This is a genomic window from Bifidobacterium sp. ESL0820, assembly GCF_052606235.1.
In genome coordinates, this window is record NZ_CP199594.1 from 1,264,671 (window position 1) to 1,290,638 (window position 25,968).

Below are 25,968 nucleotides of genomic sequence, written 5' to 3' on the forward strand. Positions count from 1 at the left end.
GTCTCAGAGCTCCACAGGAGGCTTGTTGGGATCCTCGGGCACATGGGCGAACTTGGCCTGCAGGGCCTCGCGGCTCTTGCGCTCGTCATCTTCCTTGGCCTTGCGCTTGGCCTCCTCGGGGTCCCAGAGCACCTCCTGACGATGATGGTCCCACTCGGCACCTGCCAGAGGAGCCAGCAGGTCCGCGAAAGCCTCAGGATCATCCAATAATCCCAGCGCCTGGACGACATCCTCGCCGGACAGGAAAGCCCGGGGAATGCCCAGCCGCTCGTTGAGCTCATTGACATAGACCAGTATTGGCGCAGCGGCCGCTGCGTGATCGGGGTCAGCGCCTGCACGCCGGAGCAGATCACGACAAATCGCCAGGCTGGTGGCCAGGGCCCGGGCCACCCCCTCCTTGTCCTGCAGAGATTTTGGGGATGCGCTCTGGTCATTCAAGGACTGCTCGGCCTTGGCCACGCCGGCGGCTACATCCTGCTGCCGAGCCTGGTCCCAGCCGCTGCCCAAGGTTTCAGCCAAATCCGCAAGCATCCTGGACCGGTCTTCCTGCGCCTGTGCAGCAGCCTCGATGGCATCGTTGGCCGCCATGAGGGCATCCACCAGATCCTGGGGACGACCAGGAATGTCCTCAGCGCCCTCATAGACGTATTCAGCGTCGGGGATGGTCACATCCTCTCCCGTCATCAACTGCGCCAGCACCATGCTGATGCGCACCTGCAGGTCCTCCGCATACTTGGCGTCGTTGGCCAGATGTTCAGCATTCGTCAAGGGCCAAAGGTCTACCAGCCTGGCCCCCTGTTCAGCCGCCTGGGCCACGGCGGGCCGCCCGGCTATGGCCTCCAGGCTTCCCTCTACATCCACCATGATCATCACGCTCCTTCATCGGGTTCTCGGACAGTCATCCACGACAGTATCCTCAGCCATCCTAGGCCGTGCAAGCGGTCTTCACACGCCTGCCGCCGGGTCCGCGTAAGTGATTCCCAGCACTTTGCCGGTCTCACAATCCAGGGTGATGGAGGTCACCGAGGCCAGAGCGGTGGCTCGAAGGAACATATTGTGCTCGGGGTGACCGGTCTCCAAAAGATGACGGTAGGACCAGATGGGCGACTCATGCGAGACAGCCAGGATCTGCGCATCAGGATGGCTACGGACCACCTGCCGGACGAAATCCCCCACTCGCCGGGCGATCTGCCGATAGGACTCCCCCCAGCTGGGTCGGCGCAGGTCCAGGATCAGCCGCAGGTTGGAGGGCCGCCAGAGGGCCCCCTGCCCGCGTCCGATACGCTTGCCGCGGAATTCGTTGCCGGCCTCGATCAGACGACGGTCATAGACAGGCTCCAATGGTTTCAAACCGTGCTGGACACGAGCTGGGTTGATCTGCTCAAGCAGGATGGCTGTGGTCTCCCTGGTCCTGTCCAGCGGAGATGAGTAAACGGCTTCCAGATCGCGCATGCCAGGAGCCTCGGCCATAAAGCGGGCCGTCGCTTCGACCATGGCCCTTCCTCTGGCGGACAAATGGAATCCCGGCAATCGCTCATAGAGAATATGATCGGGATTATCGACCTGGCCATGACGGACGAAATGAATGGTCGTCGCAGGCACGACCCACCTCCCAAGCTCCCCGGCAGACCCGATAAGAGACCATGGCGGGGGGTAGAATTATCAGTATCCCAATGGCACCCATCAGGCGCCGATATGGTTACCACTGTAGCAGTCCCCCAGCAGCCCCACATTCCTTTCATACATCTGGAAGGTTCTGGAGAAAACATGCTTCGGGACTGCAAAAACACTCAAGGAATGCGAGGTGAACAACCCATGCCACGGCAATTGAAAGCGGCCCTGGTCGAAGCCGGTCACAGGGTCTTCGGGGGATACTCGGCGCTCCTGCGACTGCCTCACACGGCACGGTTCGCAGTGGGGTCGGTTATCGCCTCCATGCCCTTCCCCATGGTGGGCATGACCATCACCATCTCGGTGCAGCACTACTACGGCAGCTACTCCCTGGCCGGTGCCCTGACCGCCATCCAGGCCGTGGCCCTGGCCCTGGTCAGCCCCATGCTGGGCAAGATGGTCGACAAATTCGGCCAGCGACAGGTCTCCATCCCCACGGTTCTGGTCTGGATCGTCGCAGCCACGGTCCTGATCACAGCCATCACCGCCCACGCTCCCACCTGGGTGCTCTACCTGGTCACCCCGTTCATGGCGGCCATTCCGCCCTGGGGAGCCATGAGCCGTAGCCGGTGGACGCATCTGCTGCGCGGCGACCACCGAGCCACTAATCAGGCCCTGTCCCTGTCAGGGGTCTTCGACGAGGCCATGTGGGTGATCGGCAATCCTCTAGCCTCCATCCTGGCGGTCATTTCAGGCGTATTGGCCTTCTCCTTTACCGGGATCTGTGTGCTGGTCGGGGCCTTTATGTTCCTATCCTGCCGAGAGACCGAGCCGCCCTCGCAGACGGACATGTCCCGCGCCCAGGGCATCACCCGCAAGGAGTACCGGGAGCGCCAGGCTCAGCAAGTGGCGCGCCTGCGGGACCAGGAGTGCGGAAACGGCCGTAGTGGCGCCTTCTGGAGCGCCGGCATGATCGCCGTCTGCGCCACCTGGTTCGGCCTGGGAGCCTTCCAGAGCGCCGCATCCATCTCCATCATCGCCTTCGCCACCGAACAGGGGATGAAGCAGATGACCGGATTCGTCTTCGCCTGCTTCTCCTTCAGCTCCCTGGTCGGTGCCCTGCTTTACGGGGCCAAGAACTGGACCATCCCCCTCTGGAAGCGTTTCTACTTCTGCCTGCTGGTGGTCAACCTGGGCATCGGAACCTTCATGTTCGCCAGGAATCTGTGGACCATCATGATCATCTACCTGATCATCGGCGTCTGCCAGGCACCCACTTGGATCAACGGCAACCAGCTCATGCTCCACCTGGTGCCGCCCATCCGCTTCACCGAAGGCATGGCTTGGCTGAGCGCCATGAATTCGATCGGGTCCTCAGCGGGTTCGGCTGTGGCCGGGCAGTTCATCGACCGTTACGGATCCCAAGGCGGGTTCGGGGTGGTCACTACTCTGGCTCTGACCTCGCTGGCCATCGCCTTTGTAGGGTTCCGTCAAATCCGAAACAGCACCGAGGAACCCATTCTGACCGAGCTGCCCGCCTGAGGGCGCAACGTAAGGCTTTTGCGCACAAGCGGCTCCCGCTACCCCGCGAACACAGCAGGAATGATTGAATGGGCTATCGTGCGTAGATTAATCGGACAGCTGCTCAAGTTCGGCATCGTGGGCGTCATCGCCTTCCTGATTGACATCGGCATCATGAACCTGCTGATCATGGGGCCGCACCTGAACAACGTCCTGGCAGGGGCCATCTCCTTCCTGATCTCCCTGGTCTTCAACTATCTGGCCAGCATGCGCTATGTATTCAAACACCGGGAGGACATGGCCCGGTGGATGGAGATGGTGGTCTTCTTGGTCTCCTCGGTGATCGGCCTGGGGATCAACGAGGTGATCCTGTGGATGGGCACTGCCATGCTGCCGCCGGACGCCATTACCACCATGCACGCCCGTTACCTGCTCTACGCCAACATCGCCAAGATCACAGCCACCGTGGTGGTGGCTATCTGGAACTTCCTGATCCGCAAGTGGCTGCTGGATGCGCCCGCACCCGGCAAGCCGGTCGACCCCCGTTCTGTGGCCCACCGTCTGGGGGCCTGGTCCCTGAGTCATCGTCCCTTCGGCTGGCGCTAGCCTCGATCAGCTTGGTCGAGGCTACTATGGGACGGGAATAGTCAGCCATCCAGCATACGGACCGAGTCATCCTGATTGGTCATGCCGGACGGACCGGAAAGGAAGCACCATGCCCGTCATCCACACCCATGTAAGCACACCCATCACCGCAGAACAGCGCGAACGGATCAAGACCGCCTACGGCAAGGCCATCACCGCTGTCCCCGGCAAGTCCGAGGGCTGGCTCATGTGCCCCTTCGAGTCGGACATGCCCATCTATTTCGGCGGTGACGACAGCAAGCCTGCAGCCTATGTTGAGGTCAACGTCTTCGGCAGCGACGTACCCAAGTCCGCCTGGGAAAGCTTGACCAAGACCATCATGGACACGCTGGAATCTGAGCTGTCCATCCCCAAGAACCGCACCTACATACGCTATACGGCCACCACTGACTGGGGCTGGAATGGCGGCAATTTCTAGGCGAACGAACCTCTGTAACACATAAAGAGGCCTTCCCGCGCATATGTCTGCTGCGGGAAGGCCTCCTGCTTAAGCCCAGATCCCTATTGCAAAAAGGATCGTTATGGGAAGATAGGTCAGATTTACTACTCAGCGACGACCTTGACCGTGAAAGCGGCCGAGATTTCGGGGTGCAGGGCCACGGTGGCCGGGAACTCGCCAGTGGTCTTGATGGTCTCCACCGAAATGGCTCGGGGATCCACATCGGCCAAGGGGCGAAGAGCCTGGGCGATGGCATCATTGGAGATACCGCCGAAGAGCTTGCCCGAATCAGACACCTTGGCAGCGATCTCGACGGTCTGCCCATCGATGGCGGTCTTGGCAGCCACGGCATCCTCACGGGTGGCCATAGACTTGGCACGACGTGCCCTCTGCAGGGATTCGATCTGTGCAGCAGCGCCCTTGGACCAGGCGAAAGCCAGTCCCTGGGGGATCAGGAAGTTGCGCGCATAGCCAGGCTTGACCCCGACAACGTCGCCCTTATGACCCAGATCGGTCACGGTATCGGTCAGAATTACCTTGGTTTCCTTTGCCATAATCCGGACCTCCCTCAGCGACCGTTGGTGGCGTAGGGCAGCAGGGCCATCTCGCGGGCGTTCTTGATAGCCTTGGAGATCTCGCGCTGCTCCTGGACGGTGACACCGGTGATGCGGCGGGAACGGATCTTGCCGCGGTCAGAGATGAACTTGCGCAGCAGAGCCACGTCCTTGTAATCGATGGTATGAATCTTGGCAGCCCTCAGAGGATTCGGCTTCTTCTTGAAGGGCTTGACCGGCGGTTGCGGCCTTTTACGTGACATTGGTACTCCTTAAATGAATGATGACGCTATGAAACTTCAGAACTCGGGATCGTCTCCAGAACCACCGAACTCGCCGGTGGACCCAAAGGATCCGAAGGAATCGCCGGATCCGGTCGATGACCAAGGATCCTGGGCCGGGGCCTGCTGGCTCTGCGCTGGCTGCTGACGACCCATAGGGGCCGATGCCGCGCCGGCGCCGCCCTGGTAGGATGCCCCACCCTGGTAGCCGCCGTTGCTGGAGCCGGCGAAACCGCCGCGAGATCCTCCGCCACCGGTGTTGGCGTTCCTGGTGACCTGAGCGGTGTTCCGTGTCAGTGCAGGTCCGATCTCGTCCAGACGCAGCTCCACAACCGTGCGGTTGTTGCCCTCACGATCCTGATAGGAGCGCTGCACCAGACGACCCTGGGCTATTACCCTCATGCCCTTGGTCAGGCTGGCCTGAATGTTGGAGGCCATGGGACTGTATGTAGAATCCCAAGCCGAGCAACGCATGAAGAGCGAGTCGCCGTCCTCCCACTGCCCCGAGTTCCTGTTGAACTGCCTGGGCGTGGACGCGATGGTCAGGTTGGCCACCGTGCCTCCGTTGGAGGTCGTACGCACCTCCGGATCCGCAGTGAGATTGCCCACCACGGTGATGTATGTATCTCCCGCCATGTCACGACCTTTCCTCGGAGTGAGGACTTGGGAATGGGCCTACTGGGGCGAATCCCGCACCCTTGGACCTTCGACGCGAGAACTGGATGTCAGCCGACGCTTCGATGTCCTTTTGCTGTTTGCTTACTTGTCATCCTTGCGAAGAATCTTGGTGCGGATGACGGACTCGTTCAGGTTGAGCACACGATCGAGCTCAGCGCTGGCGGCAGGCTCGCAGGTGTATTCGACCACCACGTAGTTGCCTTCCTTGTGCTTGTCGATCTCATAGGCCAGCTTGCGACGGCCCCAGACGTCGATGTTGTCGACGGAGCCGCCTTCCTTGGTGACCACCTCGAGATACTGGTCGGTCAGCTTCTTCAGCGAGCGCTCATCCATGGCCGGATCGGCAATGAACATCAATTCATACTTGTGCGCAGACATCACCCACCTCCTTTGGACTTACAGGTCACGGACCTTCCGTGACAGGAGGGTGTTTAAAGCCGGCGGACCGGCTTGTATGTAACGCCGGAACCACCAAACAATGTTTCTATAATATACCGCTAGCCGGACTGAACCACGGCAGGGATGCTGAACAAAAAATCATTTGCTTCACACCCCATCAGAAGCCCTCCGTCTACAATTTGCTGTAGCCGCTACAAAACCGAGACAAATCGGTATGCATAAAGGGGAGGACTACAAGTATTAAATATAGGTCGGCCCTCCGCACAGTACAAGATCATGAGAAGACTCCACTAGACTGGCTGCTATGACAGTTAGCCAAGACCTGGTATCCATCATCATCCCTGTGTACAACTCGGCCCAGTACTTGCCATACTGCCTTGATTCCATCTGCGGGCAGACCTACCAACACCTGCAGATTATTCTCGTGGACGATGGATCCACAGACGGATCCAGCGACATTTGTGACCGATACGCGGCCCGAGATCATCGCATCCAGGTGATACACCAGGAAAACAAAGGCATCTCCATAGCCCAAAACGCAGGGCTTGATGCCAGCAAGGGCCGCTATTTGGCTTTCGCTGACAACGACGATGTCCTTGACAGGAGAAACATCGAGCTACTTCTCCACGCCCTGAAATCTACTGATGCCGACATGAGCAAAGCCAGATGGCAGCAATTTGGCTCTTCCCAAATGGGATTTATTGTCAATGAAGCTGCTCACGGTGCTGCCACACCCAGGAGCATCAAGGTTTTCACTAACCCCCTCAAGGCCTATCAAACCTACTTCTGCAAGAGCCTTCGGATCTTTATGGACATGACGGGTAAATCTGGTGAGGCCAGGTATTTCAACGAGGCCAATTGGTGCAGACTCTACAAAGCTGGGCTGTGGGAAGGCATCCGCTTCCCCCCCGGCCGCTATGCGCAGGACATCATGGTGGCTGGCCCGCTATACCGACGAATGTCTAAGGTAGCAGACATTGATACGGTTCTGTACTACTGGCTGCAGTCTCCCTTGTCCGTAACGCATGCCCTCCGCAGTATGAACTTCTACCGAGATAACGTCGCTGCAGGCCTGACAAATTTCAAACTAGCTCTTGACAATGGGATTACCCCTATGCGTAGCTACTACTCTATTTGGGATGGACTCCGGTCGGAAACCGCTGCAGCAGGGTCAGACCCGAAAAACCAGCAGAAACTGCGTCTAGACCGGAAGCGAGCCGATGCCCTCTTCCAGAGCATGGGGCTTTTCCAGAGAATCCGTTGCACCATCTCGACCTGGGTCAGACATCTAGAAAAGCTGGTCTATGACGCCCGGATCAAAAATATGGCCTAGCCGGCTGGATATTCAGTCCTCTCGGATCCAAAAGTTACCTGAAGTTCTGGAGAGATTCGGGTTGTAGTAGGGATCGTTTTCAACCGCCTCGACGTGTTTGCGTCGGAAAACCTCCGACTCTCTTTCCAACCTCGCCCTTTTCTGCTTGTCCTTGGCATCGCTTCCCCGGGTCACCGATTCGAAATGGTAGAGCTCAGCCTCATGGGCCCAGACATTGTCCTTGCCCAGCTGATCATGAATCCGCGCACACAAATCAACGTCGTTGTATGCAATCGCCAGATCCTCATCAAAACCGGACACAGCTTGGAAATCCTTGGCCTTGACCATACAACATGCCGCCGTTACGGCGTAGTAGTTGACGTTCTCGACGAGTCTGCCGAAATAGCCAAGGTGGGTCCGCGGCGTGCCGACCATGATATGCCCGGCCACGCCTCCAAGCCCCAGAACAATGCCGGCATGCTGAATGGTGTTGACCGGGTAATAGAGCTTGGCGCCAACAACCCCCACCCGCTGCAGCTGGGCGAAGGAGACCATGCGCGTCATCCAGAGCGGGCTGATGACCTGGGTGTCGTCGTTCAGGAAGAGAAGATACTCCCCTCTCGCCTCCCTGGCGGCCAGGTTGTTGATGCGGGAGAAGTTGAAGGGAATGTCCAGTTCCAGCACCCTGAACCGGTCGCCCAGGCGCTCCTTGTACCTGGCATACAGCTTCTTCATGGCCGGGTTCCTGCTGCCGTTATCGGCAATGAGCACCTCATAGTTGGGGTATTGGGTCTTCCCGATCAGCGAATCCATGCACCGCTCGATATTGTCATAGCCATCCTTGGTGGGAATAATCACCGACACCAAGGCCGAGCTGTCAATGGCATAATGGACGTCGTAAATGCCACTTGGGCCCGCGGATACCACCTCGGCGTCAATTCCCCTGCGTCCCATGGCCGAGCGAAGCGCACGTACTCCTGCTTCGGATGCATAATCTTTGGCACCACTGCTGGAGGCGGTCGAGGTTGGCAGAGTTCTCCAGTGATAGAGCACCTTTGCTATGTGCTGGATCCTTGAAGACTCGGTCTGCTCAATGAACCGCAGAAGCATGTCGTAATCCTGGGAACCTTCATATCCCGTCCGAAAACCACCGATTTTATTGACAATAGACCTTCGGTAAACACCCAAATGACTGATGTAGTTTGTGCTCAGGAGAAGATCAGGCTCGTAATCAGGCTTAAAATGCGGATCAAACCGATGACCCTGCTCGTCCACCTTGTCCTCATCGCTATAGACCAAGTCCGTTTCAGGTTTTGCGTTGAGTCGCTTAACCACCTCAAAAAGGGCCTGAGGAGGCAGTTCATCATCATTGTCGACTAGAGCTATGAATTCTCCGGTTGCAACATCAAGAGCTGAGTTGGTTGCCCGCGATATGTGCCCGTTCTCTGTTCTGAACACAACCTTGATACGCTCGTCCTCTGTGCTCAGTTGTTTGAGAACTTCAGCCACACGTGGATCCGTGGAACAATCATCAGCCAGGCAGAGCTCCCAGTTGGAGTAATACTGGTTGCGGACGGAATCCACACAGGCACGCAACCACCGTGGCTCGACGTTATAGACAGGTACCAGGATAGAGATCAGAGGCTTATATGCGAACCCTTCGATATTGGACTCAACAACCGCTCTATCGTAATGCTCTGTGCGAGCGATGAGCTTTCTGTAAGCTTTCTTCTGCCGGCGAGGTGCCAAGAAGCGATCAGAAATGCGCCGGGCAAGACGACGCGGATGCCTTATAGCAGCAGCCCGTCTGAGCAGATCCTCGAACCTTGACATCGCCCGTGAGTGAGGCACTTTCAAAGCCATTGAAACCTGACCGGAAGGGCCTGAAAAGACCAGCGCGGGGCGCTCAGAGCGAAAGGCCGCCAGCCCGTCTGGCAAACCGATCCTTACCTTGAACCCAAGCTCTGAATCGATGGGCATGGCCATGGCCATATTCACGTCTGGACGAAGTACCCGCTCCATTTTTTCCAGACGGACATTCTCATCGGGTGATATGTCGATCAACGCCGGCTCATGCGCTTCTAAGTCAGCAGCCCAACCTGTAACCGTAATGGCGGAGGAATCCGAAGAAATCAGAATCTGGTCAATGGATCCCTCGACGGGGGCGTGGCCTGGCTCCAGGGAGGGGAAGAAAGCCGAGGCGAAAGGATCAACCAAGTCCTTATGAGCAGCCAGATATCTATCCAAGTCGTCGCGGGATATCTCCGTCAGATTTTCTGTTTTGTCGACAAAGAGGGAATAAGGCTGCCAGAGAGTGGTAAGCCCATGCTCCTGCTGCAGTCTCGCACAGTAGTCAATGCCCTGAAGACCTGCAGGAAGAGACTCATCGAACCCTCTCATTCTCTCGAAATCCTGCCGTCTAGTGACCATGCAGTCCTCCGTAACGGCGAACATATCTCGAGGTAGAAGGTCACGGAAGTAGTAACCGATGCCCTGATCCCAATCTCCTCGCATTTCAAAAGGCCGACCTGCTTTCATTGCCCGAAGAGTAACCCCCACATTGGCAACACGGCCTTGATCATCCATGATTTTGCCACCGACTACGCCAACCTTATTGTCGCGGATATAGTTGACCATCTCGATCAGCCAGTCGGCCCTCTTGGGACTCTTCCTATCCAAGAAAACCAAGAGGTCCTCGTCGCAGCCGCACGCAACTTCGTCACAACTTTTCCCGCCAGTCGGCACAAACTTCACTCGGGGATAGTCCGTTCTGTCCTCAAGTTCATGGAGCTTTTCTTTCGAATATCCTGAAGCAACAACAGCCACAGAGGGTATTCCGCCATGGTAGTCGATCTTGTAAGTGCCCAGGTTATCGAGCATACTGACATTGCCGTCTATCCCCCGACGCTCAAGGGCATTTTCGAGCGCAGACTTGCCGGCCTTATAAGCATACATCTTGCTACGGGGGTCCCCCGCCACGGAGCTGGAAAGGGTCCTCCAGTGATACATAATTTGTGGAATGTGGTGAACCTTCTTCGCCTGCTCGGTCGCTCTGAGAACGAAGTCGTAGTCCTGGCTCCCGTCGAAGGCTGGGTTCAAGCCTCCGACTTTCTGCAGTAAGGCTCTAGAAACGGTCACGAAGTGGGTAATGTAGTTATGGCTCAGCAAGAGGTGTGGAGAAAAATCCGGCTTGAAGAAGGGATCAAATCTGATTCCTTTTTCTGTGATCTTATCCTCATCCGTGTAGATAAAATCAATGGTGGGATCTGAATTGATCGCCACGACCACTTCGTAGAGGGCATTGGGGGCAAGCTCATCGTCATTGTCCATGAAGCCGATATATTGCCCCTTGGCTAGCTCGATTGCAGAGTTCGTGGCAGCAGCTATGCCACCATTCTTCTCCCTGAACACTGCGTGGATTCGAGGATCACTGGCGGATATGTCTTTCAGCAGTGTCCGCACTGACCCATTAGAAGAGTGGTCGTCAGCCAAGCACAGTTCCCAGTTTGAGTACCATTGGCCTCTCATGGAGTCCACGCACTTGCGCAGCCATTGCTCATCCACGTTGTACACGGGAATCACTATCGAAATTAGTGGTTTCTCGGCAAACCCCTCTATGGCACGCTTCGCCGTCTCGGGATTTTCTACCTCGTGGGTCCGTATCCACTCGTCATAGAACTTCTGCCGCTTGGTAACCTTTCTCTTCAAATGCTTCAACAAAGCCCTCACATTGGCCGAGAAGGAATCTCGAATAAGACGGTAGGCAATCTGCTTCAGGCGTTGCCTCTTCCTATCTTTTCTTAGTCTCTGTTCCAAGCGGGACAGGTCTATCTGAATCGGTCGCTCAGCACCATTAATCATGAAGAAAAGACTGAATGACTTCTTGTCAGCGGGAACTACAGCAGCAAATCCTGGTCGAGCCGACGATTCCAGCTCAAAAGTCGTGGTGATGTCCGGTCTGGCCTGCCGTTCAACGGTTACATCCTTATCTTTTGATCGCATGCCCAACTCGATCTTGCGATAGGTATCCACAGCCCAACCGGACACCGTTACGGTGCCAGCCGTGGGGTTTCTCACCAGATCCTCAATGGAAATCTCATAATTTGTGGCGCTATGAACGATCATCCTTTTTCTTCCTCGTCTTCGCACTTCTGAGAGCCCTACGGATTTTGATCAATAAGGCCACAAGCGGCTGACTCCTGAATCGTTGCCACCGCTCAAGATCAGCACGGTCGCTGTCCTGATGCCTTCGGATCCTTTCGGTCAATATGGCCAGAGGCTGAGGAGGGACATGGTCAAGAGGATATACGCGAGCAGTCAGTGATACCTCCCTGCCCGGCGGATCTGTTTCAATATAAAGTTGAGGATCAGCAGAGAGAAAGAACATAGTACCCGCATTCTCAAAAGAGGCATTTGAGCTAACTTTCACCTTGGCTGCAGCAGCTGCATGGACAGTTAGATCGGTAATCAGGCATGGCAGTTCGCCAAAATCGATTCGAAAGATGCTATGATCCCCCGCCGGTATTTCAAGATGGTTCTCCTCATGCATGGATTCACAAAGTGTCGTCTGGTCGTCAATAGAAAAAGCTCTATTCTTACCTCGGAACAGTTGGATCTGTTGCCGGTAAAAAGCCAATCTGGGGTTGTTGGCTAGTTGGTTGGAGCGGACATAATCCTCGACCATCTGGCTGTTCCGAAATAGATAATCGACATAACCCTTATCTATGCCTGTTAAAGACTCTGGTCTGGCAGACATATCGCCAACTACCCGGTCCACGGCCCCGTCAATGGCAAAGCGACGAATGAACTCATCGTGCCGAGCTGTCTGAAAATCGCAGGCGGCAGTATATCCCTCAAGAATCTGAGCCGCTAAGGTCGGGCCATCGATTATGCTCCCGGCATGGCGATTGATTTCATCAACCAAGGATGGGCAGGACCCCTCCATTCTGCCAGAGAAATTGAACCGAGCAGCCTGCTCATAGTTTTCCGCCGTCAAATAGCCTGGTCCGCCAAATCTGTCATAGATGAAGACTGGTATGCCCTGAACCAGGCAGTATTGCACGGTCTTACCGATGGTTACGACACAATCATATCTGTCCAGCAGATCCGGCGTCGTCAAAGAGTTGGCTTGCTCGGTCACATCGCCCAGCCGGTCCACCATTAGGCCCCGCGCTTTGAGGGAGTCAACTGCTCGGAGAAGTTCGGACGGTGTATGGTTTGAGACAATGAGAATTCTGCCCAAGTCAGGTCGAATGGTATGACGCTTCTCGACGAAGCTCATCGGTGCAGGGTTTGGATATATGGCAAGGCGTGAATCGTCCTTGGAAAAGTATCCCTGCTGAGCCTCGAGAGTTCCCGAGGAATTGAATACGATCCGATCCGCAATCCGGTTCTCCAAATCATATGTATAGGGCTGCTCCAGATGGACTTCACGATAAGGAGACATATGAGAGAAGACCACGCACGGGCGCGGACCGGAACCCAGTCCTTCGAGCTGTTGGAAAAAGGTCTTAGGCAGGACCTCATGCTGTACCCAGATGAGGTCAAAATCCGTCATGTGCAAGTCTGCAGACTCCACCATATTGCTGGTAATGATCCGAACACCGGACTGAGCGAATAAGGAACCGACAAGATCATCGACAATCCAGGCATAGACCGTAACGATACATCCGACACTCTGAAGATATCGGGCCAGCTCTAGAGCTTGGACCTCACTACCTCCTATGCGATCCAAAGAGCTCTGGGTAATGAGTACACGTTTGCCCTGCATTCGCCTAGATGTCATCATCAAATCAGCTTTACACTGATCCTAGGGTGAGTCAAGCTTTGGTCATAGAGCTTAGCCTTGCGAACCTGGAACTGATACACAGTCGATTGCTTGAGTAGAAGGTCGTTTCCTGAGGCGGCTGCGATATTGACGTGATAATCTCCAGAAGCCAACACATTCTCGATTTCGAATACAATTTCATGACGTCCCTTAGTGAAGGTGTCTTTGTCCGAATTGACCTTGTTCGAGGTGGCCAGAGCCACCCTGCCCTGCTGATCAATTAGGTTGATGGCGAAGACTCCACGAGGTATATCCCGATCACACTCGAACACGATCTTTATAGTGAAGTTCTGGTTTATATCGAGGAGCTGTGTGCTCCTCCCGTTGGTTGTGACCTGTACATCAACCATCCGGATTCCGTTACCATGCTCCAGGCGAACCGCCTCATTATCTTTCTGCACAGCTTTCTGCTGCTGTTCTAGGAAGTAGTCGGAATATGCGCTGGCCACGTCATCCGGCATGCCAAACTTGGAGATTACCCCATCTTGTATCAGCATGGCCTTGTTGCAGAACTTGCGCACATCGCTCATAGAGTGGGTGACCAGGATTATGGTTTTCTTCTCACGCTTGGCTTCGAAGAAATAATCCTGACATTTCTTTTGGAAAGCCTCGTCTCCTACAGCCAGTACCTCATCCAAAACAAGGATGTCACCCTGCGATTTGATTGCTACAGAGAAAGCAAGACGCACCTGCATACCACTGGAGTAGTTCTTCAGCTTCTGCTCCATGAAGTCACCCAACTCAGCAAAATCGACGATATCATCATACATATCGTCGATTTCTTCCCGGGTAAACCCTAGCATGGCCCCATTCAAATATACGTTCTCCCTGCCCGTAAGTTCAGGGTTGAATCCCACGCCCAGCTCGATGAAAGGCACCAATTTTCCATTGACCTGGACTTTACCGCTGTTGGGAGAGTAAATCCGGGAGATGATCTTCAGAAGGGTGGACTTTCCAGAACCGTTCTTGCCGACGATACCGAAGAAGTCGCCTTTCTTTATCTCGAAGGAAATGTCCTTGAGCACGTGCTGAATGGTGTATCCATTCTGACGACGAATAGTGTTGAAGACGACACCTTTAAGGCTGTTGGTCTTCTCATAGGGCAGTTTAAAGTCTTTGGACACATGGGAAACCCTCAGAGCCACATCATCAGGCAAGCTGTCGGTTTTATTTGAAAACTTCATTTATACCAGCTCCGCGAAGTACTTAGATTTAACGGTGAAGAACCTCAGTCCTAACAGGAAGATCAGCAGGGAAAAAACAACAGGCCAGCAGGCAATGAAAAAGTTGCTTCCCCATTCCCATAAGGTGGGATTGGCCGGAGAAATCAGCACATGTCGGGCATCCTGCACTATCTGAGCCATAGGGTTGAGCAAGAGGTCCAGCTTGGCAAAAATAGGGCCATAGATGCCAGCCTTGGAGGAAATCATACTAATCGGATAGATGATTGGCGTGGCATAAAAACCAGCCTGAGTCACGACCTCCCAAATAGGGTTCAGGTCGCGCAAGTTAACGTAGAGCGCACTAAGAAAGAAAGCGATGCCCAAGGCCAAGAGATACAGTTCAAATACAATTGGCACAATGAGCAGGTTAGACCACGATGGTTTGACACCATTGATCAAGGCGAAGACGATGACAACGATGAAGTTGAACCCGAAATTAATCAGGGCACTCATAGATGATGCCACAACAACCACATACTTGGAGAAGTAGATCTTACGCAGAAGATCTCCATGCCCTACAATCGAGAGCATACCTCCTGTCGTTGTTTCATTGAAGAGGTTCCATAGTATGATGCCAAGTAAGAGAGCCACAGCGAAGTGCGGGACATCTGCTCCGAAACGCATGAAGCGCACAAAGACAACATACATAATGGCAAAGAGCATAAGAGGCTTGAGAACCGACCACAGGTACCCCAAGACAGATTCCTGATACCGCAACTTGAAGTCTGTGGAGACCATGGCCTTGAGCAACAGTCGATTCTTTTTGTTGAAAATTTCAGTAATCTTCAATTCTATCTCCCCAGTGGTTCCTGAGTACAGAATCTGCGTCTCTCGATGCAGGTTCCTGAATCGTCAGGCTTGATCCACATGCTTCTTGAAGATGATCTTATTGTTGGCAACATCCAACAGATGCTGCCCGTATGGAGACTTGCCATACCTCTGGCCTGCTTCAACCAATTCTTCACGGGTGATCCAGCCATTCTCATAGGCCACCTCCTCCACAACAGCGATAGGCAGGCCTTGAGCCTTTTGAACAGTTCTGACGAATTCGCCGGCTTCATAGAGGGAATCCATGGTCCCTGTGTCCAGCCATGCATAGCCACGTCCCAGTGTCTGAACACACAGCGATCCATCTTGAAGGTAAAGACGATTAAGATCAGTGATTTCCAACTCGCCGCGTGCCGAGGGCCTAACCTGTTTAGCGAACTCAGTGACTCTCTCGTCATAAAAGTACAGTCCGGTCACCGCATAGTTGCTGGCCGGATGCTCCGGCTTCTCCTCGATGCTGACGACCTTGTTGTCTTTGTCGAATTCGACCACGCCGTACCGCTCCGGATCGTCCACGTAATAGCCGAACACCGTTGCCCCGTGCTGGTTGCCGGCTGCATTCCTCAAAGTGCGGCCAAGACCGTTCCCATAGAAGATGTTGTCGCCCAGGACCAGAGCACAGGGTTCGCCATCGATGAAGTCCTCACCCAAGATGAATGCCTGGGCCAGACCATCCGGGCTGGGTTGGACCTTGTAGGAGAGGCTGATGCCGTATCGGCTCCCGTCACCTAGGAGTCGCTGGAAATTACCGATGTCCATCGGGGTGGAGATGATCAATATCTCGTTTATTCCCGCCATCATGAGAACACTCAGGGGGTAATAGATCATAGGCTTGTCATACACCGGAAGCAGCTGCTTGGAAGTGACGGTTGTCAGCGGATACAGCCGCGTGCCTGAACCGCCTGCAAGAATGATGCCTCTCATCACGTGACGCCTTTCTTATAACTCATGCACTAATGACTGCATACATCTGTGTCAAACCGAAAACAGCTTACTGCCAACCACCGGCAGGAATCGGTCAGCTGTAAAAAATCTCTGCCGTTCCCCCGCATAAGGTCAGCGGGAAGCAAAAAAAGACTTGACGTAGTCGGACAATGGTGCAATCTTCTGGCTCGGTTCCTACAGCATTTGCGTAGTTGCCCTCAGACGATAATGGCTTCACTTGCCACAGTTGCCATTGCGCGAACGAAGACACAGCTTGCTGTTTCATCCCGGCAGAAAACAAACGATAGACTTCGAATAAGTAGGATATAAGAAAACTGCATTGCCTGCAAATTCAAGAGAAGAAAAATCGCAGCACACGCATCTTAGGTGAAGGTCATCCTGCCGGACCAAGTCAAGATCATTATGCGGATTTCCCATCAGTGAGAAAATCATCATCCTGGCAAAAGCATGTCCTGAACCGCTCACCCAACTGGTTCGAAGCAAGTGGTGCCTGAACAGATCCATAATCATAATATTTCTTATTTGCCATGTTCTCTTTACTGCCCCTCGAAGGTATAACCGCTGAAGACTTCTGCCACTCTGACGATCTTGACCGCCCCCTTGCCCTAGATTTCCGTCCACTCTGATGGCCATAGTTTGTCTCTGCCCCGTCAACCATGAGATAAGCCGAGCATTGATCACACCGTGCATACTCTGGTCGAGCTGGCAGGCTTTAGAGGTTGAAGAAATCAAAACACTCGATGCATGAAATTTGAACCCCTGAAGGTCACAACCTAATACGCACGTAAGGATGGCCTGCCGCAGCCGACCACCTGTACCATTCACCATATGAAGCAGGACCTCGAGTTTAGACCTAGACCAGCATATGATGATTCGAATCAGCTTCGTTCAGTTCGCATTGGGCAAGTAACATAGACTACTCGACGTGTAACTGAGAGCCGGTAAGACTGACAGAGAGATAAGTTTCTCTGTCCAAGGACCAGCGACGATTCGCTGGGAGTACACAGCTCGCGTAGTTAGTCTGTAAGATGTTGCCTGTTCTTTCTGAAGTATGAAATAGTCTCGAGGATGTCCAGACAAGTGACGAGGGGCCGGCCGAAGCCTTTGCCCGAGCCGAGTACACCCGGAGCCGAGAGTTCTCTACTGCCGATGGAAATGAACTTGGACTATAGCACGATATGAATGACCCAGTTGACTACCAAGTGGGTGTTGAAGCTGATATTGTTCTGCACTACGTAAAAATCTTCGTCATCTTGTCTTACTGTCAGTACTACTTTAACTAGCCATGGCTACCGCCATGTACTGGCAGAATAAAACAAAAAATCTGGGAACATTAGTTTTGCTAGCCGTCATCTTTTTTCTTAGAACACAAGATATGGTTGCTCTTCAGTCACTTTCTGAGGAGTAATCAAGCAACAGTTGGTTGAAACAGAAGATGACCTCGCAATCCAACTAGCTACGCTGCTCACGATCTTGTCTTGGTGTCGGTGATTATTCCCACCAAGGATGGCTATGACAATATCGAGCGGTGCATGGATTCGCTGATCGGGAAGACCCAATACCCCAACTATGAGGTGCTCATTGCCGATAACGGCAGCAGGAACCCGGCCATGAAGAAGCTGTATGCCAGGTACAAGGAGCGCCTGGGCGACCGGTTCAGGGTGCTGGAACTGGACATTCCCTTCAACTTCTCCCGCATCAACAACCTGGCCGCCAGGGAGGCGAGAGGGGAGTATCTTCTCTTCCTGAACGACGACACCCAGGTCATCAGCCCGCTCTGGATGACGCGCATGGTCTCCTTCGCCCAGCTGCAGCGGGTGGGGGTTGTTGGCGCCAAGCTCTATTACCCGGTCAACACCATTCAGCATGCCGGCATTGTTCTGGGGCTTGGAGGCGTGGCCGGGCATATCATGGTCGGCACGCCGCGGACCCACCTTGGCTATTTCGGCAGACTCGTCGAGAACGTCAACTACTACGCCGTGCCTAGAGTTAATTTGAGCCGAATACGAAGAGGCGCCTTGTCTTTCATTAAATTGTGAAAGTATTGAAATGACGGAGATCGGATCAGGAGGAGCGCCTTTTGATAAGGCAGAAAGAGCAATAAATCGTTCTCAGCCCACTCGCCTCAACTTGGTTCGGCAAACAGTATAGGCAGAAGCTTTGCCTATAAATCCCGCCATCATACGGAAGGTGGTCCGGTGACTTTATGCACTTTATTCGTAATAGGGCCTCGATTAGACAGACCAGAAGTCACGAACTGATAAACCTTATTATAACCTTTCTGAACCTCAATTATCAAGGCGGAGCATCAGTGCTGAACTTCACCCAGGAATTAACGGTTACTGAAATACCAAACAGTGCGCCAAAAGCATGCCCACATATGACCACACCACAAAAACTGCAACAACTTTTCGCATTACTTTGGGGCGGTCAAAATGTATCCCGATATTTGGCATGAGTAAAACCAACACGGAATACAGAGGAATGTAATATCTGCTCTGAAGCCCTCCAATATATTTGCCCAAAGAACGAGAGCCCCATGAAGATTCCAAACCCGTTCCTGTTAGAGCAAAAAAGGCCAATACTATAAACACCACAACCATAAAGCCGATTCGACCACCATGATGTATACCCGCGCATCCTTTAATAATCAGCAGACAGCAAACTATAAGTACCGGAACCACAACTCCAGCCGGCAAAAGTGCATCTGGCCCGATACCTGTAAACAATTGAACGTTTCGTTCGATATCGTGACTGTCCCCCGTGGTATTGATAGGTTGGATGAAAGATATGGCCAAGCTCCGGATCATCAGAAACGGATGCTGAAGAATCCTATTTTTGGCCAAAACGAATCCATGCTGGTCAATTACCGCACTAGGCGGTATTTGCGAAGTTAAAAACATCCAAGTCAATGAGGCAGAAATTGTGCATGCAGTGGAGAGAACCGCGACTGACCACAAAATTTTAGCCTTGTCCTTACCTTTTCTGGAAAGAGGCAACAACCAAACCAGCAACACCAATATGACACAGGTGATTTTAATGAAGCCCAACAATATCGACATACAGCACAGAACTATTAAAGAACGCCGCTTCAACGGACCAGCTTGTTGAAGGAGAGAAAGTACATAGGCTACAAATACAATGCTGAAAGCATTTGTGACCGCATCGGCCGAAGGCCAGCAGATAGAGGTAAATACAATTGGCAAAAGTCCTATGCCCAAGAATGCAGGGGAGTAGAGGCCTGAGATACGGATACCTACAGCAATGGTCAGAGCACATATTATCAATGTGAACAGAGCTGCCAAGCGCTGGTGCCCACATCCCAGTACCGCTGGAAAATAGACTAATGGTGAATTGATAGCCGTATTATTGAAAACCTGAAAAACACCGTTTGAATCCAGGCCGCCATACCCACCACTGCCATCAGGATTCGGTTGAGCAAGAAGATGACCACTGACTATTTGAAGTACTCGATGCCAGTGATCTTGATAATCAGGCCATGAACGCCGCTTGTCAAATACAATCATACATATACCCGAGGGAAGCGTTACTAACAAATAAAACAAGGCCGAGCAACCCGCCCATTGTCTAAATCTCCTCCAGTATGCCTTTATTTGAGAGCTAAAAGGTGTGAAGTTGTTTGACTGTTTCGTGATATTCTCCTCGAGGGTATTGGCAGGGACAAGCACACGCAGTTCTTCCAGATCAGCAACAAGTATATTAGTGCCAGCTTATCAGGCCTAATCAATCTAAAATAATATGACAAGACTGCACTCTGAATTACTTTCCGGCAGCACCTGACTGATTAAAACATCTCAGCATCGGATAGCTTATTGCTAGCTTGATGATTTTCAAGCTGTAGCCAGCACGATCGTACAGGCGTATGATTCCACCGCACATACCGTGGATTGTCTGAATCCCATCTGGAATCTGTTTTACATCGTTTCGAGCATTGCACTTATCGATAGTAGCTCTACAATTAATTTTGCAGAGATATACAATCAATACTCAAAGCATGATCTTCGCATCAGCATTGCGTATCAAAACGACAGCAACACAAGCTAAGTATAAAATGTCAGCGGTAATCATACAAGGAGAAGATTCCTGGCATTTGCCTGTAATAGCGACATTCTTGATAGGGGCAATATCAATTAGTTCCTGATGGCGCTTATATCGACGAGAGCCCTGAATGGGCAACTGCTTCCTCGAAGAAGTACGCATTTAGGATGTTTACGCGATAGGAGACCTGTATGCCTGCATGGATAAGATTCCTGGCATATATGCTTTGCTTTGTTACCGGTTATTAAGGCCAGACTCGATCAAATATTGAGGAAGAGGTTCTAACTTCTCAATGACAATTTCACAGTTGGCATCTATAACATGTATAACCCCATCCTGTCAGAGAACATCGGCATTACATCCTCCAGGAGTTATTGAACAATCACAGCAGACTACACAACTAACTGCTCCACAAGGTACAACCTGTGCGATTCTGCGATTTAACCGTTTGAACGAAAAACACGTTCATGATCTTTTGGTCAGGGACATGCTCTTAACCCAATTCTATTAATTGACTTCCACCTCATAAAGATTCAGATGATTCTTTGCCTCTATCTTGCGCAAGAGCCTATGACCGTCCACAAATTCAGTGAGCTCACGACCGGTCAACACATGCGTGACTCCAATTTTATGCAAATCCTTAATGGGAATGCTAACAATCATCTTGTCGGGCGTCGCCAGGCTGAATGCAGGACGTCCTGTATTAGTAAAGTCAATATCTACATAGGCATATCGGTTATAAACCCATTCACTTGTATGTTGCGGATCAATCATATGCCATCGCTTAAGTTGCGGATAGATATTCACAGAATTGACGGTAGGGATGCCATTAGCAATCAATGCCTGTCCATGAATAGAATCATCTGTTATAAATACCGCGGCTCGCCCATCTTCTGAATTATGAATTCGCGAGACCTCTTTCAGTGCCATCTCAACAAATGGGCCCTCACGGATACTCTGGGAACCTCGCTGTATAGGATTAACACAGAACCCAGCAAGAGCCACAATCAAAATTGATGAAAGAAACAGTCGACTTGCGTATCCTCGTCCGTAAATCCATTCAAAAACAGCAAGCAGCATGATAGTCAGTGACGACATTAAAAAAATCAGATATACTTTACGCAATGGGTAAGCTGGCGACAATATTGTTGCACCAGTCAGCAGGGCTGCTAAGACAACCGCTAAAGCAACATTACGCAAAAGACGTGTTTTAACTGGATCTTTCTTGGAGGCGACCAACAATTCTTCATCATCCACATCGTTATGCAGCATGGACAAAGACCTGAACAAAAGAATCAAATCAATGAATCCCAAAGCAAATTTGACCCTGCCTGTCGTCGTTCGTCCCATCAGAGTGATGCGGCAAAGCCAATCAGGGAAACCGAACAATCCATAAATCATGAAAATTAAATCACAGATAAACAGAAGTATAATCAGACCGTCGCGTTTTTTTAAGAGGGTCCAGATACTCAGAATGAGCCCGATTGGAAACAAAGTAAAGAACACAGCCCGTTCCGGAGCATTGGGAATAACCTGATGCTCTTCCAAGGGCATAAACAAATTCGCAGTATAATCCATGAGACATTGAAATAGTCCCTGTCCATGGCTAATACGCGATCCTGGATAAACAGTTGAACTCTCCATCAAAATTGCCTGCCGGGATGTATAGATAATCAACAGGATACAAGCGATTAGAGCCACAAAAGTCACTGTTATAGGAGCAATCATGGATAACAGGGAACGCTTCGGGAGCAGCACATCACGATGACGGCAGACAATGAGCCAGATGACGAGCAATCCATAAACATAGGCCAATGGAATCTGCAGAGGTGGGTACAAGACTAGCGAAAAGCCACCCAGGCAGTATGTGGCGGCCATTGCCAGAAGCCATATATAGAGCTTTGAATTGGTATGTAGGTACCTTTTGAAAAGAAGAACCGCAGCTTGACCAAATATCAGCACTTCAGCTGTGCCATTGACGGCAAACCACCATTGGACTATTGGCGCCAAACCTATGAGAATACCGTAGGCCGCGGCTAATTGACGATTATCCTCGGTTAGCCATCTGCCGAATTCATAAGAAACAAGCAGAAGGACAACTAACCGCGCACACCAGAAGAAAGCCAGGCCCCTATCGCTGCCAAAAAGCATAAAGCCCCATAAAAAAGGTCGAAAGAAGGTGGCCAAAGCCCATGCCGGTTGTGCATAGATCATGGTCATATCGATCGATCCGGCCTCAGGTATGGACGATATTCGTGAATACCCTGAATGCGCTTGCGAAAAAGCCAGCGGAGTAAATACCGCCCATTCATCAGAACGAATTGACCGAGGCATGCCAAACAAAGTACCCTTATAAGGCTCACTGCCTATATAGTTGGATATGAATGCCAGTGAAGATCCACTGATGCACAAGAGTGTAAATATAATGATGACCAAACACCCGATCCACCAGCGGTAAGCATGCAAGGCATGCAGAAAACGACGCGCATGAAAATTGAGTATGTATAAGGTGACGAATGCCAGCGTTATCAAAACTACAAGACGTAGAGCATGTTCGGGCTGCCCATGGCCAGAAAAGATCCCCGAAGGCGTGTGTGTACGATCTTCGTGCGCAACTTCTAAAAACATCTCCAAATAAGTTGCAATAAGCACAGCGATACTGAACACGCCAATCCTGTGAACCAGCCCATCAACCTTAAATGCTGATAACCTCGAGTTCATAGGTTTCTTCTCCTTCAAAAAGCGTTCAAGAGCGTGGTTCCAATTGTCTATAGGCTTTAACCCAAAACGGGCAACTGCTGCTTGGATGCGACTGTGGCCAGTGGATACGGACGAGCATACGAGCTACCGTATAGGACTATACATTTTATCTAAATCCCCGTTTCTTAAAGAAATGTACGACTTGTGTTCTTGGAATATCGATCAGTTCATTGTTTCCTCAGCACCTGTTGGAACGAGATGCCATTCAATGTGAGAGTCGCATGCAAAGCGTCAACGCTGCGATCCAGTCAGCCGTTTGACATAATCCTCCAGTTCCTTTTGCCAATCCCGTGGGTTGTAGCCAACCGATTCGATTTTGTCCAGATTCAAGGCGCTATGAGTCGGCCTGGGCGATACAGGGTTCTCTGAACCGGAATAATATGTCTCCGTGCTCACTGGCTGCACAGCATTCCCATTGCCATTGGCCAGATCGAAGACCGCTCTGGCGATATCAGCCCACGACTGGATTTTGCCAGCCCCTGTGAGGTTATATGTTCCATAAGGAGCTTGGCAGTTCAAGAGATGAAATATCGCTCCTGCCATATCCTCAGTAAAGGTCAGACGGCCAAATTGATCATTCACAACCGTCACATGGTCCAAAGCATCGGAGGGATCAGCAACACGATTGGACAATCCGATCATGGTTCGTACGAAATTATGGCCCTGCCCGATAACCCAGCTGGATCGAAGGATATAGTGCCGGGGCACATTAGCCACAGCGAGGTCACCAGCAGCCTTGGTCTGGCCATACACACCCAATGGCGCCAGTGCCTCGTTTTCATCATGCATATCCGTTTGGCCGTCAAAAACATAGTCGCTGGAAATATGAATCAGCGTGATATTGTGTGCGGTCGCAACTTGTGCCAGCAAAGCTGGTCCCTGAGCGTTTGCCTTCCAGGCGGATTTTCGTCCTTGTTCACTTTCTGCCTTATCTACAGCGGTAAAAGCTCCCGCATTGATAATGGTTCCATACAGATCCCAGTTATAACGTGTATATGCTTCGACATCTGAGAAGTCGAAATCATCGATATCAGCGAAATCAAAACCCTGAAGATGATGATCTTCGACGTATCTGTGCACAGCTTGGCCCAGTTGCCCATGAGCTCCTGTCACCAAAGTACGCCGTGGTGCCATGGCAATGGCGTCATGGAGCATGGGATGCCGCAAATCAGCCTCGCTCCGTTCGCTTTCCTCCAATGGAATCGGCCAAGGAATATTGAGATCAGGATCAGCTAAGTTGACGAATGTATAATTCTTCTTCTGCTCGGCAGACCAATGAGCGTTAACCAGATAGGTGTATACGGTTCCGTCCACCAAAGCTTGGAAGCTGTTGCCGACCCCTCGAGGAACATAAATCGCCTTCGACGGATCGAGCCTGGTTGTATACACCTGTCCGTACGTATCCCCCTGGCGCAGATCCACCCAAGCGCCAAATATCTCACCAGAAGCAATGGAAATATACTTGTCCCAAGGCTCTGCATGAATTCCCCTGGTTACTCCGCGCTTGGCGTTGAAGCTAATATTGTTCTGAACCGGGCCAAAATCCGGCAGACCCAGCCGCAGCATTTTCGCACGCTGCCAGTTCTCTTTGAACCAGCCACGGTTATCACCGTGCACTGAAAGGTCAAAGACCAACAACCCAGGGATGTTGGTCCGCTCTACACGCAATTCTTTTTCAAATTCCAAAGACATTGGAACCCCATTAAGCCTTTCCTGCCGCTCTGAATCGGCATTTCCCTGCGAATTAAAAAGTTGACAAGCTGAGCAAACTATCCACGCTTACTGAGCTCGTTTGCTCACTCTATTGTCATTGTCCCTGGCGCTTGTACCTGGCTTCTGTTGCAGCTTTTGCTGGCTCCCACCACTCCCGGTGATTTTCATACCAAGCGATAGTCTGTCTCAGCCCTTCCTCAAAATCGGTATGTTCGGGCCTCCACCCGAGCTCGGTGCGTAGTTTCGTGGAATCGATGGCATATCTCCGGTCATGGCCAGGCCGGTCTTTGACATGATCGAAGGCATCTTCTGGCTTGCCCATAACACGAAGGATATCTTGTAGAACCGTGATATTGTCACGCTCTCCATCGGCGCCGATCAGATACGTCTGCCCCATTCTTCCCTTAGTCAGAATCGTCCACACAGCTGAAGAATGATCCTCTGTGTGGATCCAGTCCCTCACATTGCGACCATCCCCATACAACTTGGGACGGATACCCTCCAATATGTTGGTGATCTGACGCGGGATGAACTTTTCCACGTGCTGATATGGACCGTAATTGTTTGAGCAATTGGACAGGGTCACACGTAACCCAAATGTGCGATACCAAGCCCTGACAAGCAGATCAGAAGCAGCTTTGGTCGACGAATAGGGTGATGACGGGCGATAGGGGGAATCCTCGGTGAATCTGGCAGGATCGTCCAAGGCGAGATCACCGTATACCTCATCCGTGCTTATGTGATGATAGCGGATGTCATACTTTCGGGCAGCTTCCAGCAGACGGTATGTGCCAACGACATTCGTCCTGACAAATGGCTCAGGGTCAGCGATGGAGTTGTCGTTGTGGGATTCAGCAGCATAATGCACAATCGCATCATGCCCAGGAACAATTTGATCCAGCAACGCCGCATCACAGACATTTCCATGAACGAACTCAACTCTGTCCTCAGGCAAACCTTTAATGTTATTAATGTTACCGGCATAGGTCAGCGCATCCAGAACGGTAACATGTACGTCAGGATGATGATCCACCACATAATGCACAAAATTAGAACCAATGAATCCGCATCCACCGGTAACGATGATGTTGCGCGGAACAAACATAGTAGTCATAACCGCCATAGTACTTCAAGGGGATGAATGACTGACGCTTGTTCCTATCCAGCCTTGTA

20 protein-coding genes are annotated in these 25,968 nt (G+C 52.1%); 5 read left to right on the forward strand and 15 right to left on the reverse strand.

The features are described from left to right. Window positions 1-3: 3 nt before the first annotated feature. On the reverse strand, window positions 4-870 hold the full coding sequence (locus ACUIAH_RS05080; RefSeq protein WP_445340546.1) for a hypothetical protein: 867 nt from the start codon (window positions 868-870) through the stop codon (window positions 4-6). A gap of 75 nt (window positions 871-945) precedes the next feature. Continuing rightward, on the reverse strand, window positions 946-1,602 hold the full coding sequence (locus tag ACUIAH_RS05085; protein WP_101431893.1) for a histidine phosphatase family protein: 657 nt from the start codon (window positions 1,600-1,602) through the stop codon (window positions 946-948). Window positions 1,603-1,815: 213 nt separating this feature from the next. Between ACUIAH_RS05085 and ACUIAH_RS05090 the strand changes: the two genes are divergently transcribed. The 3 genes from ACUIAH_RS05090 (at window position 1,816) to ACUIAH_RS05100 (ending at window position 4,195) form a co-directional block, all read left to right on the forward strand. Further along, a complete protein-coding gene (locus ACUIAH_RS05090; RefSeq protein ID WP_445340547.1) occupies window positions 1,816-3,153 on the forward strand; it encodes an MFS transporter in 1,338 nt (445 codons plus the stop codon). 78 nt (window positions 3,154-3,231) lie between these two features. Further along, window positions 3,232-3,738 (forward strand): GtrA family protein, encoded by a 507-nt coding sequence (locus ACUIAH_RS05095; RefSeq protein ID WP_445341554.1) that lies wholly within the window; start codon window positions 3,232-3,234, stop codon window positions 3,736-3,738. Between the two features lie 109 nt (window positions 3,739-3,847). Further along, entirely contained in the window at window positions 3,848-4,195 is a 348-nt protein-coding gene (locus ACUIAH_RS05100; RefSeq protein WP_101431892.1) for a phenylpyruvate tautomerase MIF-related protein, read from the forward strand. A 125-nt stretch (window positions 4,196-4,320) separates the two neighbouring features. On the opposite strand, the gene rplI is transcribed toward ACUIAH_RS05100, so the two are convergent. From rplI to rpsF, 4 genes are all read right to left on the reverse strand, one after another. Continuing rightward, the gene (rplI, locus tag ACUIAH_RS05105) at window positions 4,321-4,770 is read right to left on the reverse strand and encodes a 50S ribosomal protein L9 (protein ID WP_144085287.1); all 450 of its coding nucleotides are present in this window, start codon (window positions 4,768-4,770) and stop codon (window positions 4,321-4,323) included. A gap of 14 nt (window positions 4,771-4,784) precedes the next feature. Then, the gene (gene rpsR, locus ACUIAH_RS05110; RefSeq protein ID WP_015021310.1) at window positions 4,785-5,033 is read right to left on the reverse strand and encodes a 30S ribosomal protein S18; all 249 of its coding nucleotides are present in this window, start codon (window positions 5,031-5,033) and stop codon (window positions 4,785-4,787) included. Window positions 5,034-5,069: 36 nt separating this feature from the next. After that, window positions 5,070-5,687 carry a single-stranded DNA-binding protein gene (locus ACUIAH_RS05115; protein WP_445340548.1) on the reverse strand — a complete coding sequence of 206 codons (618 nt, stop codon included), beginning with the start codon at window positions 5,685-5,687 and terminating at the stop codon, window positions 5,070-5,072. Between the two features lie 123 nt (window positions 5,688-5,810). Further along, a complete protein-coding gene (rpsF, locus tag ACUIAH_RS05120) occupies window positions 5,811-6,107 on the reverse strand; it encodes a 30S ribosomal protein S6 (RefSeq protein WP_024627581.1) in 297 nt (98 codons plus the stop codon). A 325-nt stretch (window positions 6,108-6,432) separates the two neighbouring features. Between rpsF and ACUIAH_RS05125 the strand changes: the two genes are divergently transcribed. Then, complete coding sequence (locus ACUIAH_RS05125; RefSeq protein WP_445340549.1) at window positions 6,433-7,461, forward strand: glycosyltransferase family 2 protein; 1,029 nt, start codon at window positions 6,433-6,435, stop codon at window positions 7,459-7,461. A gap of 12 nt (window positions 7,462-7,473) precedes the next feature. Here ACUIAH_RS05125 and ACUIAH_RS05130 read toward each other — a convergent pair whose 3' ends face one another. From ACUIAH_RS05130 to rfbA, 5 genes are all read right to left on the reverse strand, one after another. Beyond that, entirely contained in the window at window positions 7,474-11,565 is a 4,092-nt protein-coding gene (locus tag ACUIAH_RS05130) for a glycosyltransferase (protein WP_445340550.1), read from the reverse strand. Next, window positions 11,552-13,210, reverse strand: coding sequence for a glycosyltransferase (locus tag ACUIAH_RS05135; RefSeq protein ID WP_445340551.1), 1,659 nt, complete (start codon window positions 13,208-13,210; stop codon window positions 11,552-11,554). The genes ACUIAH_RS05130 and ACUIAH_RS05135 overlap by 14 nt, the downstream gene beginning before the upstream one ends. Before the next feature lie 17 nt (window positions 13,211-13,227). Next, complete coding sequence (locus tag ACUIAH_RS05140) at window positions 13,228-14,451, reverse strand: ABC transporter ATP-binding protein (RefSeq protein ID WP_029676369.1); 1,224 nt, start codon at window positions 14,449-14,451, stop codon at window positions 13,228-13,230. Next, window positions 14,452-15,279 (reverse strand): ABC transporter permease, encoded by an 828-nt coding sequence (locus ACUIAH_RS05145; RefSeq protein ID WP_445340552.1) that lies wholly within the window; start codon window positions 15,277-15,279, stop codon window positions 14,452-14,454. It lies immediately after the preceding gene. A gap of 63 nt (window positions 15,280-15,342) precedes the next feature. Then, on the reverse strand, window positions 15,343-16,242 hold the full coding sequence (gene rfbA, locus ACUIAH_RS05150; RefSeq protein WP_445340553.1) for a glucose-1-phosphate thymidylyltransferase RfbA: 900 nt from the start codon (window positions 16,240-16,242) through the stop codon (window positions 15,343-15,345). Between the two features lie 1,502 nt (window positions 16,243-17,744). On the opposite strand from rfbA, the gene ACUIAH_RS05155 reads away from it, so the two are divergent. Continuing rightward, entirely contained in the window at window positions 17,745-18,302 is a 558-nt protein-coding gene (locus tag ACUIAH_RS05155) for a glycosyltransferase (protein WP_445341555.1), read from the forward strand. Window positions 18,303-18,602: 300 nt separating this feature from the next. Here the strand turns inward: ACUIAH_RS05155 and ACUIAH_RS05160 are convergent, their stop codons facing one another. From ACUIAH_RS05160 to rfbB, 4 genes are all read right to left on the reverse strand, one after another. Then, window positions 18,603-19,790, reverse strand: coding sequence for a hypothetical protein (locus tag ACUIAH_RS05160; RefSeq protein WP_445340554.1), 1,188 nt, complete (start codon window positions 19,788-19,790; stop codon window positions 18,603-18,605). Between the two features lie 1,039 nt (window positions 19,791-20,829). After that, window positions 20,830-23,043 carry a DUF7657 domain-containing protein gene (locus ACUIAH_RS05165; RefSeq protein WP_445340555.1) on the reverse strand — a complete coding sequence of 738 codons (2,214 nt, stop codon included), beginning with the start codon at window positions 23,041-23,043 and terminating at the stop codon, window positions 20,830-20,832. 270 nt (window positions 23,044-23,313) lie between these two features. Then, window positions 23,314-24,774 (reverse strand): sugar nucleotide-binding protein, encoded by a 1,461-nt coding sequence (locus ACUIAH_RS05170; RefSeq protein ID WP_445340556.1) that lies wholly within the window; start codon window positions 24,772-24,774, stop codon window positions 23,314-23,316. 115 nt (window positions 24,775-24,889) lie between these two features. Beyond that, complete coding sequence (rfbB, locus tag ACUIAH_RS05175) at window positions 24,890-25,909, reverse strand: dTDP-glucose 4,6-dehydratase (protein WP_445341556.1); 1,020 nt, start codon at window positions 25,907-25,909, stop codon at window positions 24,890-24,892. Between the last annotated feature and the right edge of the window lie 59 nt (window positions 25,910-25,968).